The following is a 17,082-nucleotide window of genomic DNA, read 5'->3' as shown; positions in this document are numbered from 1 at the left end:
CATAAACCCCGAACGCGCTTTGGCCCGCTTAAACGTTTGCGCCGAGCCGCTGGCTGATGACCGTCGAGACGCCGTCGCCGCGCATCGTGACACCGTAAAGGGCGTCGGCGACTTCCATGGTGCGTTTCTGGTGGGTGATGACGATCAGCTGGCTGGATTCGCGCAGCTCCTCGAAGATGGTGATGAGCCGGCCCAGGTTGGTGTCGTCAAGGGCCGCTTCCACCTCGTCCATCACGTAGAAGGGCGAGGGCCTGGCCTTGAAGATCGCGACTAGCAGCGCCACCGCGGTCAGTGAGCGTTCCCCGCCCGAGAGCAGGGAGAGCCGTTTGATCTTCTTGCCCGCCGGCCTGGCTTCCACTTCGATGCCGGTGGTGAGCATGTCGGACGAGTCGGTCAGGACCAGCCGGCCCTCGCCGCCGGGGAACAGCCGGGCGAAGACCCGGACGAACTGGGCGGAGGTATCGGCGAAGGCTTCCGCGAAGACCGTCTGGACGCGCTCGTCCACTTCCCTGATGATGTCCAGCAGATCCTTGCGGCTCGCCCTCAGATCCTCCAGCTGGGTGCTGAGGAACTGATGGCGTTCCTCCAGAGCGGCGAATTCCTCCAGCGCCAGCGGGTTGACCCGACCCAGGGCCGTGAGATCGCGTTCTGCCTTCCGGAGCCGCTTCTCCTGTTCCTCCCGGACGTACGGGATGCCCTCGATGATGTCGTGGCCCTCCGCGTCAACGGGAACGTGCAGGGCAGCCCACTTGTCCCCGCCCACGTCGGAGTCTGCGGCCGGCACCGGCACCGGCCGGTCCGGACCGTAGTCGGCCACGAGCTGGTCTGCCGTCAAGCCGAGCTCCTCGACGCTCCGCAGTTCGAGCGCCTCGATCCGGAGACGCTGCTGGGCGCGGGCCAGTTCATCGCGGTGCACCGAGTCGGTCAGCTCGGCCAGTTCGCGGGCCAGGGCGTCGTTGGAGGTGCGCACGTCGGTCAGTTCGCGGTCCGTCCGGTCCCGGCGCGCCTCCGCGCTGTCCCGCTCCCGGCCGGCCAGCTCCACGGAAACGTCGACGAAACCGGCGACCTGGTCCACGGCGGCAGCGACGGCGGCGGCACGCTGCGCCTGGAGGCGCCGGCGGAGCGCCCGTTCGGCAGCCACCTCCCGGGCCCGGCGCTCAGTGGCGGCGGCACGGTCGAGGGCGGCGGCGCGGTTTCTTGTCGCGGTCAGCTGCTCCTCGGCGCTGCGCAACGCCAGCCGGGCTTCCATTTCGGCGGACCGGGCCAGCGAGGCGGCAAGCGTGAGGGCATCCCGGTGCTGCGGGGACGGTTCCTCCTCCGCCGGGGCGTCCTGGGCTGCGGCCAGCCGTCCGGTCATCGCTTCCAGGGCCTCCTGCCCGGAGCTGAGGTTAGCCTCGGCTTTGGCCAGCGACGCGGTCAGGCGTCCGCTTTCGGCGACGGCACTGCGCAGCACGGAGTTCAGATGGCCCAGGCGTTCGGCCACCGCGGCGAGCTTCGCATCGGAGTCATGGAGTTTGTCCAGGGCTGCGTCTGCCCGGTCCTGGGCCGCGGCACGCCGGGCGGTCGCGGCGGACAGCGCAAAACGGTTCCGTTCGAGCTCAGAGGTGACCGTGGCGAGCTTCGCCTCCGTCTCGTCGACGGCGGCCTGGACCTCCAGCAGCGACGGGGCCGTGGCGGAGCCACCATGCACCGTCAGCGCGGTGAAGACGTCGCCCGCCATGGTCACGGCGGTCAGGTCCGGGTGTGCGGCGATAAGCTGAGCCGCGGCGTCCAGGCCCTCGACGACGGCGACGCCTGCCAGCAGGCGGTCCAGCGGGAGCCGCGCAGGCGGCGGGCCGGGCGCATCTGCCGGTTCCGGCGCGGAGACCAGCGATACCGCCCAGCGGGCTCCGTCGGGAAGCCTGCCGGCGGGGAGACTGCCGGCGGGGCGGGAACTCCCGGCACGGGCCGGGGCATCGGACGGGGCATCGGCCAGCAGCAGCGCGGCACGGCCGGCGTCGGCGTCCTTCAGGAGCCGTACTGACGTCGCGGCGGCAACGGCGCCGTCCACCACCACCGCGTCCGCGGAAATGCCGAGTGCCGCGGCGAGGGCGGCCTCACAGCCTGCCTCAACCGAGATCAGCGATGCCAGCGACCCCAGGACCCCGGACAGTCCGGCGCCTAGCACGTGCTCCGCGCCGTCCTTGCGGTTCAGGCCAAGCTGGAGGGCGTCGCGGCGGGCGGTCAGGGCGGCCCGCTCCCGTTCACCCTCGCGGCCTGCGGACTTTAATGCGTCGATTCCGGCAAGGATGGCCGCCAGCGCCTGGCTGGCATCCTCGTACTCGGCGTCGAGGGATTCCTCGCCGTCTTCGGCCCCGGCGGCCTGCGCTTCGAGGGCGCGGAATTCGGCCTCGGCCAGCCGCCGGCGTTCCTCACCGGCGTGCTGCGAATCCCGCAGCCGGCCCAGTTCGGCCTGCGCCGATTCGACCACCGAACGCGCCGCGCCGACCTGTCCGGCAAGTCTGGCCAGTCCTTCACGGCGGTCCGCCGCCGCGCGGAGCAGTCCGGCGACCCGGTGGTCTTCGGCCGCGGCGGCATGCTCGGCTGCCTGTTTGTCAGCCGTGGCAGTGGCCAGGTCCCGGTGGCGGGTGAGGATCGTGTTTTCCAGCCCGGACTGTTCCTCGCGGACGCGGGCCGCCTGCTTCTCCAGCTGGTCGGGATCGCGCCCGGGTTCCGGGGCGGCGTCGGCGCTGCCAAGCAGCCTGCGGCGGTCCTCCGCGAGGGTTCCGAGGGACCGCAGCCGTTCGCGTCCGGCGGTGAGCTGGTACCAGGTGTCCCGGGCCGCGGTCAGGGCCGGGATGGTGGCGGCTGCGTGCCGTTCCAGCGTGGCCTGCCGCTGTCGTCCCGCCTCGAGTTCCTGCTCGACGACGTTCCGGCGGGACTTCAGCGCGGTTTCGTCCGCGACGTCGCGGGCCAGCGCGGACTGCAGTTGAACGAGGTCATCGGCGAGGAGCCGCGAGCGGGCGTCCCGGGCCTCGAACTGGACGGTCTGGGCGCGCCGGGCCACCGCGGCCTGTTTGCCGAGAGGTGTCAGTTGCCGCCGAATTTCTGCGGTGAGGTCGCTTAGCCGCTGCAGGTTCGCCTGCATCGCTTCAAGTTTGCGGACGGTTTTTTCCTTGCGGCGGCGGTGCTTGAGGATCCCGGCGGCCTCTTCGATGAATCCGCGCCGGTCCTCCGGTGTGGCATGCAGGACCTTATCCAGCTGCCCCTGGCCGACGATCACGTGCATCTCTTTACCCAAACCGGAATCGGAGAGCAGCTCCTGGATGTCCAGCAGCCTGCACCCGGCGCCGTTGATGGCGTATTCCGAGCCGCCCGTGCGGAACAGGGTGCGCGAGATGGTGACCTCGCTGTACTCGATCGGCAGGGCGCCGTCGCTGTTGTCAATGGTCAGGGACACGTGCGCCCGGCCCAGCGGAGGACGCCCGGCGGTGCCGGCGAAGATGACGTCTTCCATCTTTCCGCCCCGCAGGGTCTTGGCGCCCTGCTCACCCATGACCCAGGCGAGGGCGTCCACGACGTTGGATTTGCCCGAGCCGTTGGGTCCCACCACAGCGGTGATACCGGGTTCGAAGTCGAACGTCGTGGCGGACGCGAAAGACTTGAAGCCGCGCACGGTCAGGCTCTTGAGGTGCAAGGTGCTGGGACTCTCTTTCGATGACAAGGCCGGGAATTCTCCCGGCAGGGACTTCCTTCCGGCCTGGCGCGTGTGCCGGAGCTACCAGCGTCCGTTGCGGGGCCGGGGCTGACAGACCGGGCACGTGTACGAGGACCGGTTCATGAACTGGTCCCGCCGCATGGTGCTGGCGAGACCGGCGGCGGCGCACCGCTTGCAGTGCTGTCCTTCGCGGCCGTAGGCGTTGAGGGAGCGGTCGAAGTATCCGGACGCCCCGTTGACGTTGACGTACAACGAATCGAAACTGGTCCCGCCTGCCGCGAGGGCATCGGTCATGACGTCCCGTGCGGCCTCGAGGACCCGCAGGGCTTCGGCGCGCCGAAGCGTGTCTGTGGGCCGGGCATAGTGGAGCCTGGCCTTCCAAAGCGCCTCGTCCGCGTAGATGTTCCCGATCCCGGAGACCAGGCCCTGGTCCAGGAGCGCGCGCTTGAGGCCGGTTTTCCTGGCCCGGAGCCGGCGGTAGAACGCGTCAAAGGAAAAGTCCGGATCGAGCGGGTCGCGGGCAATGTGGGAGGCTTCTTCGGCGATCAGGGGCAGCGGGAGTTCGGCGAGTCCGCCCGGGCCGCCGTCTTCCGTGGGGATCAGGGACGTCAGGAAGAGGCCACCGAAGATCCGCTGGTCCACGAAGCGGAGCTGGTCAGGCATTCCGCCGGCAGGGCTCAGGCGCAGCCGGACCTTGAGGTGTTTTTCATCCGGTACCGCAGTGTCCTGCATCAGGAGCTGCCCGGACATGCCCAAATGGGCCATCAGGGCCACGGCGGGGACGGGAGGGCGGTCCGCTGCCGGGGTGTCTCCGGCCGGGGTGTCCGCCAGCGGCAGCCACAGGAATTTGCCGCGGCGGACCACGTCAAGGACCCTGGCTCCCTCGAGGTTGCCGGTGAAGTCCTCGGGGCCCAGGACATGCCGGCGGATCGAGCGCCGGTCTACCACCTCGACGTGCGTGATGGTCCGGCCCCGCACCCAGCTGACCAGGCCGCGCCGGACCACCTCGACCTCGGGGAGTTCAGGCAATGGCGTGGCCTAGCTGCTGGTCGCCGCGGCCGGCGGGGCGGGGAGCTCGGCAGCAGCCGGGTCCGTCGGTCCGGTGGCCGCTTCGGCAGCATCTTCCTCAGCGGGCTCGGCCGTAGCGGTGAGCCGGCGCCAGGCGTCAGCGGCGGCTTCCTGCTCGGCTTCCTTCTTGGAGTTGCCGGCGCCGGTGCCGTAGTCGTTTCCGCCGATCCGCAGCACTGCCTCGAAAGTCCGCGCGTGGTCCGGGCCTGAGCCGTCTACGGCATAGTTGATGGTTCCCATTTGCCGGGCGGCGGCAAGTTCCTGGATGCTCGTCTTCCAGTCGGTTCCGGCGCCGAGGGCGGCGGCGTCCTTCAGGAGCGGCCCGATCAGCCGCATCACAAGCTGGCGCGCCGTCTCGATGTCATTGGAGATGTAGGTGGCGCCGATCAGCGCTTCCATGGTGTCCGCCAGGATAGAGGCTTTGTTCTTGCCCTCGGTGAGCTTTTCGCCCTGCCCAAGGTAGATGTAGTCGCCCAGCCCGATGCTGCGGCCGATTCCGGCCAATGCCCGGGTGCTGACGACGGCGGACCGGCGCTTGGCCAGGTCCCCTTCGGGCAGCGTCGGGTTATCGCGGTACAGCGCGTCGGTGACGGAGAAGCCCAGGATCGAGTCGCCCAGGAATTCGAGCCGTTCGTTCGTGGGGATGCCGCCGTTTTCGTAGGCGTAGGAACGGTGTGTGAGCGCAAGACGAAGCGTCCCGGCGTCAATAGTGACACCGAGACGCTTCAGAAGCTCTTCAGTTGAAGACATCTTAGTCAGCCTTGAGGCAGTTTAGACGTCCGCGACCTTGCGGCCCTTGTACTCAAGGAACAGCGCAGTGCCAGCCGAGTCGGTAACGACCTTTGCCTGGTGCGGCAGGCTGTATACAACCTGGCCGTTCTCTACGGTCTTCACCAGGTGGGGGGCAGTCGCCTTCCACTGGGAGCGGCGGGCGCGGGTATTCGAGCGAGACATTTTCCGCTTGGGAACAGCCACGGCTAACTCATTTCTCTCTAGAAAAACACTTACAGATCAGTTTTGCCGGTCAGGCTTAGCCAAGTCAGCTAGGGCGGCCCCAGCGAGGATCTACGACCTCGTGGTGATGCCCCGGCTCGTCTTCCAGGCGAACTCCGCATTCGGAGCAAAGGCCCTGGCAGTCTTCCCGGCACACCGGCTGGAACGGCAGTATGGTAACAACTGCGTCCCGCAACACCGGTTCAAGATCGATCAGATCGCGCTCGACTCGACGTTGCTCTTCTTCGTCTTCTTCGTCCGGGAACTCGACGTCCTCGTAGAAGAAAAGTTCTTGCACATCGACCTCTTGGTCATACGCGAGGGGATCCAGGCATCGGCCACACTCGCCGGTTACCCGGACGTGCGCAATTCCTGAAACCAGAATTCCTTCGTGTACGGCCTCCAGCCGCAGGTCAAGCTCAACATCCGAGCCTTCCTGCACGCCGATGAGCGCCACACCAAGATCACTTGGTGCGGGTACATGTTCCGTCAGCGTCCGCATGCTCCCGGGACTGCGCCCGAGGTCCTTGACGTCGAACGCCAAGGGCGAACTAGCATCTCGTTTAATGAGAACTCCTGTTGAACATATGACCGACGTACTATCCTAGCCTGAACTTCCGGACGGACTCAAACCGGGTGCCGGTACAACGCCAGGGCGCCGTGCCAGGCCTCGATTCGGCCGCGTAGCCGGCAGCAGGCCGCCGAGTACCGGTCAAGCTTACCCTCTATGCGGCTGGTCCCGGACCGGCTCGCCCGAGACCAGGCGTTTAAGCACCGACCGGGGCACGAAGTCCGAGACATCGCCGCCGAGCGTGAAGACTTCTTTGATCAGCGTCGAGGAAAGATGCAGATAGTGGCTTTCCGCCGGGAGGAACACCGTTTCGACGCCGCTGAGCTGGCGGTTCATCGTCGCCATCGGAAGCTCATAGTCGAAATCCGAGGACGAGCGCAGGCCCTTGACGATCGCCGATACCCCACGCTGGCGGCAGTAGTCGACGAGGAGTCCCTCGCCCACCGGTTCCACCAGGATCCCGCGCAGCGAAGAAAACGTTTCCGTCGCCATGTCGATCCGCTGCTCGAGGCTGAAGCGGTACTTCTTGGCGTAGTTGGTCGATATCCCCACGATGACCTCATCGAAGAGCCCGGAGGCCCGGGCGATGACTTCCAGATGTCCGTTGTGGATCGGGTCAAAGGAGCCAGGGCATACAGCGCGTCTCATGCTCCGAACCTACCGTATCGGGAACGGGGACCGGGATAGCATGACAGCATGTCAGCAACGAAGAGTGACTTCGGCGTGTCCGGCCCCCACCCGCTCCCCTGGCAACGCGCCGCGACGGGAGCAAACCTGCTCTCCGGCGACGGCTCGCTGGGCGTGACCATCTTCGAGGAAATGACCACGCTTGCCCTTTCCGCGGGTGCCATCAACCTTGGCCAGGGCTTCCCGGACGAGGACGGCCCGGTGGAGATCAGGGAGGCCGCCCAGGCCGCCATCGCCGCGGGCGCCAACCAATACGCGCCAGGCAAGGGTATCCCTGTTCTCCGGGAGGCCATTTCGGCGCACCAGTCCCGGTTTTACGGACTGACCCCGGATCCGGACACGGAGATTATCGTCACGACCGGCGCCACCGAGGCGATCGCCGCGGCGTTGCTCGCGCTTGTCGGCCCCGGCGACGAGGTCCTGACCTTCGAGCCGTTCTATGACTCCTATGGCGCCATCATTGGTCTCGCCGGAGCCACACACGTCACAGCGCCGCTGCTGGCGCCGGATTTCCAGCCGGACCTCGATGCCCTTGAGGCGGCGTTCAGTAACCGCACAAAGGTAGTGCTGGTCAATAATCCGCACAACCCGACGGGCGCGGTCTTCCCGTCGGAGGTCCTGCAGCGCGTCGTGGACCTGGCCGAACGCTTCGGTTCCATCATCATCACCGACGAGGTCTACGAACACCTCACTTTCGGCGTGCGGCACGTCCCTGTGGCCACCCTGCCGGGCGCGGCCGGGCGCACCATGACGATTTCCTCCGCCGGAAAAACGTTCTCATTCACCGGCTGGAAGATCGGCTGGCTCAGCGGCCCGGCCCATCTCGTGGCTGCTGCCCGGACCGTCAAACAGTTCCTGAGCTATAGTTCCGGCACGCCGTTCCAGTCCGCGATCGCGGTGGGACTGGAACTGCCGGACGAGTTCTACACGGGCATCGCCGACACCCTGCGTTACAAGCGGGACATCCTCAGCGCGGGACTTCGAGCGGCCGGGCTGGACGTCCTGACCCCGCAGGGGACCTACTTCGTCAACGTGGATACCTCCCCGCTGGGGATCACCGATGCCGTGCACCTGGCCCGCAAACTTCCGGCGCTGGTGGGGGTCGCGGCGATCCCGGTGCCGGTCTTCTGTCATGCCGAGGGCGCCGAACGCACCCGCAGCCTGTTGCGCTTCGCGTTCTGCAAGAAGGTCCATGTCCTGGAGGAAGCCGCCGAGCGGCTCGCGACCCTGCGCGAGAGGCTCTGAGGATGACCGGGCAGCATAAGGGCGCCGCACGGTTCCTGCGGACCACCGGACAGCATGCCACGATCGAGTCCGATTCCTTCACCGACGGCGGCTTCGTCCTGAGCATCGGCGGCGCTGAGCAGTCCCACGTCAACCTTGCAGAGCCGGAGGACATCTTCTACGAGTATCTGCGCAGGATCGGCCATGTGGTCGATCTCGCGGCGCCGTGGGGTGAACCGGTCCGTGCTTTGCACCTCGGCGCCGGCGCCCTGACTCTGGCCCGCTATATCCAGGCCACCCGCCCCGGCTCGGTGCAGTATGCGGTGGAGCTGGAGCGGGAGCTCCTGGATTTCGTTCTGCAGGAACTGCCGCTGCCCGACGGGACCGTGCTGCACCCGCTGATCGGAGACGCCCGGGAGGCGCTGGCCGTACTGCCGGCGGAACTGCGCTTCGACGTCGTGATCCTCGACATCTTCTCCGGACCCGAGGCGCCGGAGCATATTGCCTGCACCGACTTCTACCGTGAGGCCGCGGCGCGGCTGACCCCACGGGGCGTGCTGGTGGTAAATGTGGGCGATGAGCCCGGGCTGACCCTGGTCCGGAGCCAGGTCGCCGCCCTGCGCCGGGCCATGACCGATGTTGCGGCGTTCGCCGAGGCGGGGATGTTCACCGGGCGCTATCCGGGGAACATCATCCTCACCGGAACGCAGGAGCCGTGGCCCGCGCCCTGGACCGCCGCGTTGACGGCCCGCGGCCCGCATCCGGCCAAGGTCCTCGCCGGCGTCGAACTGGACGCGCTCTCGGGTTAGGCCTCGGGCCCGGCGCCGGCCCCAGTGTCCGGCTCGATGCCGGGTTCGGCATACCACAACCGGGTTTCGCCGTATTTCTTCTCAGCGAACCGTTCCATCCCCGCGGGCCAGTCCGGCTCGGGGGTCCGGGAAGAACGTTCCACAACAACGACGCCGCCGGCCGCCAGGTGCGGGGCGAGCTTGGCCAGCACGGCGGCCAGGGCCGGCTCGTCCAGCGGGTACGGCGGGTCCAGGAAGACCAGGTCCCACCGTGCAGCGTCCGCCGTCCGGTCCAGGAAGGACTCCACCTTGGACCGGTGCACGGAGACGACCTTGCGGCCGGCCACCGTGTTGACGAGGTCGGCGTTGCGCTGGCAGACGGCGCTGGCCTTGGCATCGAATTCCACGAGGTCCACAGTGGCCGCGCCCCGGCTGGCGCTTTCGACGCCCAGCGAGCCCGATCCCGCGTAGAGATCCAGCACCCGGGCACCGGAGATCACGTCAAAGGCATCCAGCCGCGAGAACAGCGCCTCCTTGACCCGGTCCGTGGTGGGCCGGGTCAAGGTCCCGGGGACACTGACCAGCGGGCTTCCGCCGGCGGCGCCGGAGATGATCCGGCTCATGGGTGAAGCTCCTGGCGCTCTTGGCGCCTGTGGCAGTTGGTCCTAGCCGCGTTCAAGGAACGCCTCCTTCTCTGGGTTAAGGTATTCGTCGATGGCGGCGGCCAGGCCAGGCTGGTCCGCCAGTGCGGGGTCCGCCGCCACGATCCGCTGGGCGTCCTGCCGGGCCCGGGCAATGATGTCCTCATGTTCAAGGACCCGCAGCAGTTTGAGCGTGGAACGCCCGCCGGACTGCGACGCGCCCAGGATGTCACCCTCGCGGCGCAGCTTGAGGTCTTCCTGTGACAGCTCGAAGCCGTCCGTGGTGGCTGCCACCGCATCGAGGCGGCGGCGGCTCGGGTGGCCGGGCTCCAGCGTGGTGACGAGCAGACAGGTCCCGGGCAGCCCGCCGCGGCCCACCCGGCCGCGGAGCTGGTGGAGCTGGGAGATACCGAACCTGTCGGCGTCGAGGATTACCATCAGCGTGGCGTTGTGCACGTCCACGCCGACTTCGATCACGGTGGTGGAGACCAGCACTTTGGTCTGGTTGGCAGTGAAGGAGGCCATGGTCTCGGACTTGAGGACCGGGTCCTGCCGTCCGTGCAGGGGGGCCACCGGGACGCCGGCCAGGGCGGGTTCGTCCCGCAGGTGCTCGAGAACCCCGGTGACCGAGGCCAGCTCGCGGGCGCCGTTGCCCTCGTCGAGGTCCGCGGCGGACGGTTCGGCTTCGCCGGGTGAAAAGTCGCCGTCGTCGTCCGTGCCGATCTTGGGGCAGACGACGTAGACCTGGTGGCCGGCGTCGATTTCTTCCCGGGACCGGGACCAGATCCGGGTGGCCCAGGCGGGGTGCTCGGCGAGCCCGACGACATGCGTGGTAATCGGGGCGCGGCCGGCCGGCAGCTCGTCCAGGATGGAGGTTTCGAGGTCGCCGAATACGGTCATGGCGACGGTCCTGGGGATCGGGGTGGCGGTCATCACGAGCAGGTGCGGGGGTTTGCTGGCCTTGGCCCGGAGCGCATCGCGCTGCTCGACGCCGAAGCGGTGCTGTTCATCCACCACGATCAGCCCGAGGTCGTAGAAGGAGACGTTCTCACTCAGCAGCGCGTGGGTGCCGATCACAATCCCCGCCGTTCCGGAGGCCGCGTCCAGCATGGCCTGCTTCCGGGCCGCGGTGGGCATGGAGCCGGTGAGGAGCGTGACCTGGACACTGTCCGGGCCGAGGCCGCCAAGCAGCCCGTCCCGGGACAGCGGGCCCAGGGTCCGGCGGATCGAATCGAAGTGCTGGGCGGCAAGTACCTCGGTGGGCGCGAGCAGGGCTGCCTGTCCCCCGGCGTCGACCACCTGCAACATCGCGCGCAGGGCCACGATCGTTTTGCCGGACCCTACTTCGCCCTGCAGGAGCCGGTTCATCGGCGAGTCACGGGCCAGTTCTTCGGACAGCGTCTTGCCGACGGCGGATTGGCCGGCGGTCAGGGTGAACGGCAGCTGGCGGTCGAAGGCGGCGAGTAAACCGTCCGCCGCCGGTCGCCGGGCGGTGGCTTCCTCGGCCGCGAGCTGGGCACGGCGCCGGGCCAGGGCGGTCTGCAGGACGAGGGCTTCCTGGTAGCGGAAACGGTCCCGTGCCCGCTGCCAGTCCGCAGGAACCTGCGGGACGTGGATGAGGCGGTAGGCGTCGGCGACGGACAGGAACTGCTCCCGGGCCGTGATCCCGGCCGGCAGCGGGTCCCCCAGGGTCGCCAGGTCCACGGTGTCCAGCAGCGTGGCGATGACTTTCTGGATGGACCAGCTGGTGAGTTTCGCGGTGGCAGGGTAGACCGGGATAGGCATGGCCGCCAGTTGCTCGGGGTCCATGCCCGGGGTGTCCGGATCCTCGTCGAGCAGCAGGAAATCGGGATTAGTCAGGCCCAGCGAGCCGCCGTAGCGTGTCACCTTCCCGGAGAACATGGCGCGCCGGCCCGGCTGCAGCTCGGCCCGGGCACGGAAGCCGTTGAAGAAGCTGACTTTCAAGGTGCCGGGCAGGCCGGCACCGGTGGTCCGGGATGATGCGGTGGCGGCGTCGTCGGAGATCACCACGTCGGTGAGCGATCCCCGGCGGGGCCCGCATGGGGCGGGTGCTGTTGGAGACGACGCGTGCGATCAGGGTGACGTCCTCGTCCAGCGGGACTTCGCTGATGGGGGTCAGCTCGCCACGGCTCAGGTAGCGGCGCGGAAAGTAGTCCAGCAACCCGCCGACGGTGGTGATGCCGAGGTGTTTGTCGATTACAGCTGCGGAACGTTTGCCGATCCGGCGTTCCAGGCCGAGCTCCAGTTCAGAGTTCATGTCCGTCGCGTGCCGAAACGCCCGCCGCGTGGAGATCGGGGTCGCGCGGGACGGCGAGTTCGCTGACCGTGATGTCCGTTGGGTCACCGAGGGACCGGATGAAGGCAACGGCGGGCTCAGGATCGGTCACGTGGACGTGGATCCGCCAGCGGTAGTGTCCTTCGACGTCCACGGCGCCGCCGACCTGGCTCATGATCACGGAGTCGCCCATTTCATCGAGCCGCTGGCGCATCATGGCCGCGTCCAGCGCTGAGAGCGCGATGGTGCACATCACCTCGACGCCGTCGTCGCGGGGCATATCGGTGTGGATGTGCGGAGCCTGCACGTCGTAGCCATGCAGTCCGTCCAGCAGTTCGTCCTGGAGTCCTTCACCCAATACGGCGGACCGCAGGCAGTCCAGGATCAGCAGCATCCCGACTCCGCCGGCATCAACGACATGGGCAGCGTGCAGGGCCGCGAGCTGGTCTTCGGTGCGCACCACCGCTTCCAGGGCTGCCTCGACGGCGGCGTCGAGGGCAAGGCCGAGGGTTTGGTTGCTGTCATCGCCATTGTGGGCCTGATCAACTGCCGCCACTGCGTGTGCGGCCGCTTCCATGACGGAGAGCATGGTGCCGGGCACGGGATCGCTCAGCGCGGACCACGCCCGGATCTGGGCACGGTTAAATGCCGCTGCCAGCAATGGCGCGCTCAACCGGGTGTGGCCGGCCAGCGGTTCCGCCGCAGCGCCCAGGAACACGGCGAACAGGGTTCCGGAATTTCCGCGGGCCCTGCTCCATCGCGGCCTGGCCGGCCAAGGCCAGGATGGCCCCGACGTCGTTCTGGACCGGATCGGGCGCCGCCACGAAGACACCGTCCCCGACGGCGGCGGGGGCAGTCTCCGCAGGATCGAAGGCATGGGCCGCGGCACGGACCGTAAGGTAGAGGTTGGTGCCGGTGTCGCCGTCGGCGACGGGGAAAATATTGATGGCGTTGAGACGGTCGCTGTGGTTACCGAGCGTTGTTTCCGCCTTGCCCAGCCACCGCTTCATCGCTTGCGCGTTGGCGGTAATCCTAGTTTGCAAAGTGATCCCATCCCCCGGACTCGGCACGCCTGCCCGCAATCGTAACGCCCGCGCCGTCGGTTGACGCCGGAGCCTCCACCGAGCCTATCGCAGTGAAACCGGCCGGTAACGGACGGCCGGCCGCAAAGGTGGCGAGCAGCCCATGGTCTTCGCCGCCGCCGAGGACCCACGCCATCGCATCCGCCCCGAGCAGGACCGACGCCGGTTTCAGGGGTTCGGCAAGTTGCCGCAGGGCTGCGGGGTCCAGGTTGAGCACGGCGTGGCTGGCTGCCGCGAGCCGGTTCCCGTCCCGGACGAGGCCGTCCGAAATATCCATCATGGCTGTGGCGCCCGCCTCGCAGGCGAGCGGTCCGGCGGCGAGCGGCGGCTGCGGCCGGCATTGGGTGTCCATCAGGCCGCGCTGCTCCCGGGTCAGGGTGCTGACGTTTGGGCCGGACTCCAGCAGGGCAAGGCCCGCGGCGGCACGGCCCACTGTGCCGGCCAGGGCCACGGTATCCCCCGGCCGGGCACCGGAACGGAGCACGGCGGCCCGGCCGTCCAGGTTTCCCAGGATCGCGACGCTGACAGCCAGTTCGCTGCCGCGCCCGAGGTCGCCGCCGGCCACGGAGCATTGCGTGGCCCCGAGCTCCCGGATGCCGGCGGTGAGCCCGTCGGCGAAATCCTCCACCCAGGCGACGCGGGTCTCCGGCGGCATCGTGAGGCTGACGACGAGCGAGGTGGCCCGGGCCCCCCATGGCGTTGATGTCGCTCAGATTCTGCGCGGCGGCCTTCCAGCCGACGTCGTATCCGGTGCTCCGGTACCCGTTGTTCCATTCGAGCCGGAAGTCCTGGTCCGCCACCTGGGTGTCGATGCTCAGGACTACGCGTCCGTCCGGCGCGGCCACAATCGCGGCGTCGTCGCCGGGCCCCAGGAGCAGGGAGCCGTTGGTCTCGGGGCCGCGGTTGAGACGCGGGAAGATGCGTTCCAGCAACTTAGCCTCGGAGAGGCCGGCGACAGTCAGCGGCGGATTGGTCAGGTTGGGCACTGGAGTTTCACGCACATCCCCACGCTACCGCGCGGGACCGACAACGCAGTCCTCGGCTCCGGCACTCAGTACCGGACGGACAGGCACCCCAGTTGGGAGACGCCGGTGCTGAGCACTGTGATGCCGGGGCTGGACGCGCACACGGTGTAGGTTCCCCGCGTGGTCGCCGGCACAACAGCACGGTAGCCGTGCTTTCCAACGATATTCAGCGCTGCGTTGACGTCCGGGCGGGAGACGTTGGCCGTAAACTTGTAGGTTGTCGATGACGAGTTCGGGGCCTTGACGCTGATGTTGACCGGGATGCTCCGGCTCGTGAAGTTCGGATCCACCGTCCAGCCGGTGGCCGTGATGGACTTCGTGGCACCGGTACCGGTAATCCGCACCGAGTCGAGATAGCCCGTGGGGGCAGCCGCGGCCTGCGCGGTCAGATCCTGACAGGCCAGCAGCGAGTTGCCGGCACTGAGCGGACTGACCGCGATCCCGTAGGCGCAGACGCGGTAGCGTCCGGACTCGGTGATCGGAATGCTGTTTTTGAAGCCGTGGCGGCCGGACACGGCCAGCGCGGCGTTGACGTCTCCCCGGGTCCGGTTGGCCGTGAAGGCATAGCCCTTGGTGGTACCGCTGGGCGCCGTGACGTAGATGTGGACGCCGTTGGATGCCGACGGGGTGGCCCGCTCCAGGCTCCAGCCGGCCACGGTGATCACGGCGGATGGGCTGCGGGTATCGACGCTCATGCTGTCCACGTAGCCAATAGGCGGCGCTGCGGCTGTCGCCACGGTGTCCGCGCAGCCGAGGAATGCGTTGCGTTTGGTCAGGGCGTTGACGGCGATGCCGTAAGCGCACACCCGGTATGTCCCGGTCTGTGTGACCGGAACGGTCTTCACGAACCCGTGGGATCCGGTGATCTTCATGGCTGCGTTCACGTCGGCCCGGGCCTTGTCGGCCGTGGTGGTGACGATGCTGGTCCTGCCGTCCGGGGACCTGACGTACAGGTGGATTCCGAGGGACGCCGTGGGCTTGCCGACGTCGTAGGACCAGCCTTCCACCCGCAGGCCGGCGGAAGAACCGGCGTTGGTGAACCGCACTGAATCCAGGAAGCCGCGCGGGTAGTCGGACACGGCCGCGGTGATTGTCTTGCAGCCCAGCGAGGTACTGGAGGCATCAGCCAGCGCTGACACGGCGATGCCGGCGACACATACTTTGTAGCTGCCGTTCTCGGTCACCGGCACGGTGATAGCGAAGCCGTGCGAACCGGTGACGCCAAGGGCCTGGTTAACGTCCGGCCGCGATTTGTCGGCGGTGTAGGTCCGGGTGGTTGACGTGCCGTCCGGCGCGGTGACATCCACCCGTACCGGGATGGACGCACCGGGCGTTCCGCGGTCCACGGCCCAGCCGTCGATCTTAATCCGGGGCTCCCCGGTCAGCAGCGCCGTTGTGACCGAGTCAAGGGACCCCTCCGGTGCCGGCGAGCCGGCCAGGGTGGCGGTCCGGCAGCCAAGCGCGGTGTTGCCTGCGGCGGCGATCGCGTAGGCGCACACCTTGTAGGTGCCTGCCTGTTTGATCGCGATGGAGCTCTGAAAGCCGTGGTTACCGCTGATCCCCAAGGCGGTGTTGACGTCGCCCCGGGACTTGTCCGCGGACAGGATGGTTTTTGACGAGGTCCCATCGGGGGCAGTGACGTGGATGTGTGCCTGGGTTGAGGCGGAGCTCGTCGCCGGGTCGACGGCCCAACCGGAGACCTTCAGGACGGCGCCGGAAGAGGTGACGGAAACGTCGGCGCCGTCAAAGGACCCCTTGGCCGGGTTTCCGGCGGGCCGGATCGTGACCGAGGCGGAGGTATCGCTGACGGCATTGATGGACACGGCGGTCCCGGCGTGGGTGGTGAACGTCTGGCCGGCCTGCCAGGTCTGGGTGTTGCTGTAGTAGCCATTGAACGCCGAAGGCCGGGTGTTTGGCGGGAGCAGGATCGAGGAGTTCCCGCCGCCCTGCTGGGTGATTTTTACGCCGCGGTTTCCGTTTCGGGCGATGACGGCGTCGTAACCCACCGGGGCGCGCAGCTCCAGAAAGTAGACCTCGCCAGATTTCGGGTCCGTGAATTTGGCGGCACGGTCCGATCCCGTGCCAGCCCAGGGCTTGAGGGTCACGCTGCGGGCAGCGGTGACAGTACCGAGGTTGGCGACCTCCTTGCCGGTTCCGAACCGTCCCATTTCCCAAAAGCTGGCACTGATTTCCGGCATGATGTCCCAATGGGAGATTCCCATCAGGTCCAGGTTGTCGCCGTAGGTCTTGATGGAACAGCTGGAGTCGGCGAACCCGGCAAAGGATCCGGAGGCGACATCCTGCGCGCCGCTGCCGCACAGCAGGCTGTTGGCGTGGTCCAGCCCCAGCGTGTGCCCGAATTCATGGGTGAGGACGGGAATGGTGAGGCGGCTGTTTTGCGGCATGAGGATCCGCCCGCCGATGCTGCCGTTGCTGTACGCCATGCCGGCGGCGCCGTTGTTGAGGTAGGCGCCCGGGATAAACATCACCAGGGCCGTGTACGGGCTTTGCGTCCAGCCGAGTTCCTTGGCAACGATGTCCACGATCTCCGCCGGCGACTGGCTGGATTTCGCGGCCGATTTGTGGAGTTTCTTCTCGCTGACCAGGGAGATGTCAACCCGGTTCGCCGTCGCGTTGGCCCAATAGGAGCTGGAGGCCCCGAGCGCGGTCTTGACCGAATTCATCGGCACCGCGGCGTCCGTCCCGGACGGTGTTTTGTCGGCCAGTTGCACGGTGACCAGGGTGGTCTTCATGGTGCCGGCCAGCGGGGCGCTGACGTAGGTGTACTCTGTCCTGGCGCGCCCGGATGCGGGCTCGGGCCGGACAAAGTCGTCGACTTCGGGGTTGTACCCGGGGTCAGCGACGGCAGGCACGGCCTGCGGGAGGCTGACGGGTGCCTGGGCGGAGGCGGGAGATGCCTGAGGCAGCGCGGCGGCCAGCATCACGGCGGCAAGAACGGCTGCCGCCAGGTTCAGTTTTCGCAAAATTGCTCGCTTCAGGGTGAGACCTC

Annotated in this window: 9 protein-coding genes and 4 pseudogenes; 2 read left to right on the top strand and 11 right to left on the bottom strand. The window is 68.0% G+C overall.

Annotated elements, in window-relative coordinates:
- Window positions 1–28: 28 nt before the first annotated feature.
- From smc to coaD, 6 genes and pseudogenes are all read right to left on the bottom strand, one after another.
- A complete protein-coding gene (gene smc, locus KY499_RS00440; protein WP_219886876.1) occupies window positions 29–3,676 on the bottom strand; it encodes a chromosome segregation protein SMC in 3,648 nt (1,215 codons plus the stop codon).
- An 81-nt stretch (window positions 3,677–3,757) separates the two neighbouring features.
- Window positions 3,758–4,726 carry a bifunctional DNA-formamidopyrimidine glycosylase/DNA-(apurinic or apyrimidinic site) lyase gene (mutM, locus tag KY499_RS00435; protein ID WP_219886018.1) on the bottom strand — a complete coding sequence of 323 codons (969 nt, stop codon included), beginning with the start codon at window positions 4,724–4,726 and terminating at the stop codon, window positions 3,758–3,760.
- Window positions 4,727–4,735: 9 nt separating this feature from the next.
- Complete coding sequence (gene rnc, locus KY499_RS00430) at window positions 4,736–5,515, bottom strand: ribonuclease III (RefSeq protein ID WP_219886017.1); 780 nt, start codon at window positions 5,513–5,515, stop codon at window positions 4,736–4,738.
- A gap of 21 nt (window positions 5,516–5,536) precedes the next feature.
- A complete protein-coding gene (gene rpmF / locus KY499_RS00425) occupies window positions 5,537–5,740 on the bottom strand; it encodes a 50S ribosomal protein L32 (protein WP_056738282.1) in 204 nt (67 codons plus the stop codon).
- Between the two features lie 36 nt (window positions 5,741–5,776).
- A pseudogene (locus tag KY499_RS00420) lies at window positions 5,777–6,302 on the bottom strand (DUF177 domain-containing protein).
- 174 nt (window positions 6,303–6,476) lie between these two features.
- Entirely contained in the window at window positions 6,477–6,977 is a 501-nt protein-coding gene (gene coaD / locus KY499_RS00415) for a pantetheine-phosphate adenylyltransferase (RefSeq protein ID WP_123255004.1), read from the bottom strand.
- A 48-nt stretch (window positions 6,978–7,025) separates the two neighbouring features.
- Between coaD and KY499_RS00410 the strand changes: the two genes are divergently transcribed.
- Both KY499_RS00410 and KY499_RS00405 read left to right on the top strand, forming a co-directional pair.
- Complete coding sequence (locus KY499_RS00410) at window positions 7,026–8,261, top strand: aminotransferase class I/II-fold pyridoxal phosphate-dependent enzyme (protein WP_219886016.1); 1,236 nt, start codon at window positions 7,026–7,028, stop codon at window positions 8,259–8,261.
- A gap of 2 nt (window positions 8,262–8,263) precedes the next feature.
- The gene (locus KY499_RS00405; RefSeq protein ID WP_123255002.1) at window positions 8,264–9,049 is read left to right on the top strand and encodes a spermidine synthase; all 786 of its coding nucleotides are present in this window, start codon (window positions 8,264–8,266) and stop codon (window positions 9,047–9,049) included.
- Here KY499_RS00405 and rsmD read toward each other — a convergent pair.
- From rsmD to KY499_RS00380, 5 genes and pseudogenes are all read right to left on the bottom strand, one after another.
- The gene (rsmD, locus tag KY499_RS00400) at window positions 9,046–9,651 is read right to left on the bottom strand and encodes a 16S rRNA (guanine(966)-N(2))-methyltransferase RsmD (protein WP_219886015.1); all 606 of its coding nucleotides are present in this window, start codon (window positions 9,649–9,651) and stop codon (window positions 9,046–9,048) included. The two genes, KY499_RS00405 and rsmD, sit on opposite strands and share 4 nt — an antisense overlap.
- Window positions 9,652–9,693: 42 nt before the next feature.
- Window positions 9,694–11,947: pseudogene (locus tag KY499_RS00395) on the bottom strand (ATP-dependent DNA helicase RecG).
- Window positions 11,937–12,975 (bottom strand): annotated as a pseudogene (locus KY499_RS00390) (DAK2 domain-containing protein). The pseudogenes KY499_RS00395 and KY499_RS00390 overlap by 11 nt, the downstream one beginning before the upstream one ends.
- 22 nt (window positions 12,976–12,997) lie before the next feature.
- Window positions 12,998–14,009 (bottom strand): annotated as a pseudogene (locus tag KY499_RS00385) (thiamine-phosphate kinase).
- An 89-nt stretch (window positions 14,010–14,098) separates the two neighbouring features.
- Window positions 14,099–17,056: a hypothetical protein gene (locus tag KY499_RS00380; protein ID WP_219886014.1), complete on the bottom strand. Its 2,958-nt coding sequence runs from the start codon at window positions 17,054–17,056 to the stop codon at window positions 14,099–14,101.
- Window positions 17,057–17,082 lie beyond the last annotated feature (26 nt).

Source organism: Arthrobacter sp. PAMC25284 (assembly GCF_019443425.1).
GTDB classification, from domain to species: Bacteria; Actinomycetota; Actinomycetes; order Actinomycetales; family Micrococcaceae; genus Arthrobacter; species Arthrobacter oryzae_A.
The sequence above is the reverse complement of the archived record's forward strand: the minus strand, read 5'-3'. Positions and strand labels throughout refer to the sequence as shown.

Coding starts and splice junctions, on each gene's coding strand:
- rnc (WP_219886017.1), bottom strand. CDS start 5,515: ATGTCTTCAACTGAAGAGCTTCTGAAGCGTCTCGGTGTCACTATTGAC.
- coaD (WP_123255004.1), bottom strand. CDS start 6,977: ATGAGACGCGCTGTATGCCCTGGCTCCTTTGACCCGATCCACAACGGA.
- KY499_RS00410 (WP_219886016.1), top strand. CDS start 7,026: ATGTCAGCAACGAAGAGTGACTTCGGCGTGTCCGGCCCCCACCCGCTC.
- KY499_RS00405 (WP_123255002.1), top strand. CDS start 8,264: ATGACCGGGCAGCATAAGGGCGCCGCACGGTTCCTGCGGACCACCGGA.
- rsmD (WP_219886015.1), bottom strand. CDS start 9,651: ATGAGCCGGATCATCTCCGGCGCCGCCGGCGGAAGCCCGCTGGTCAGT.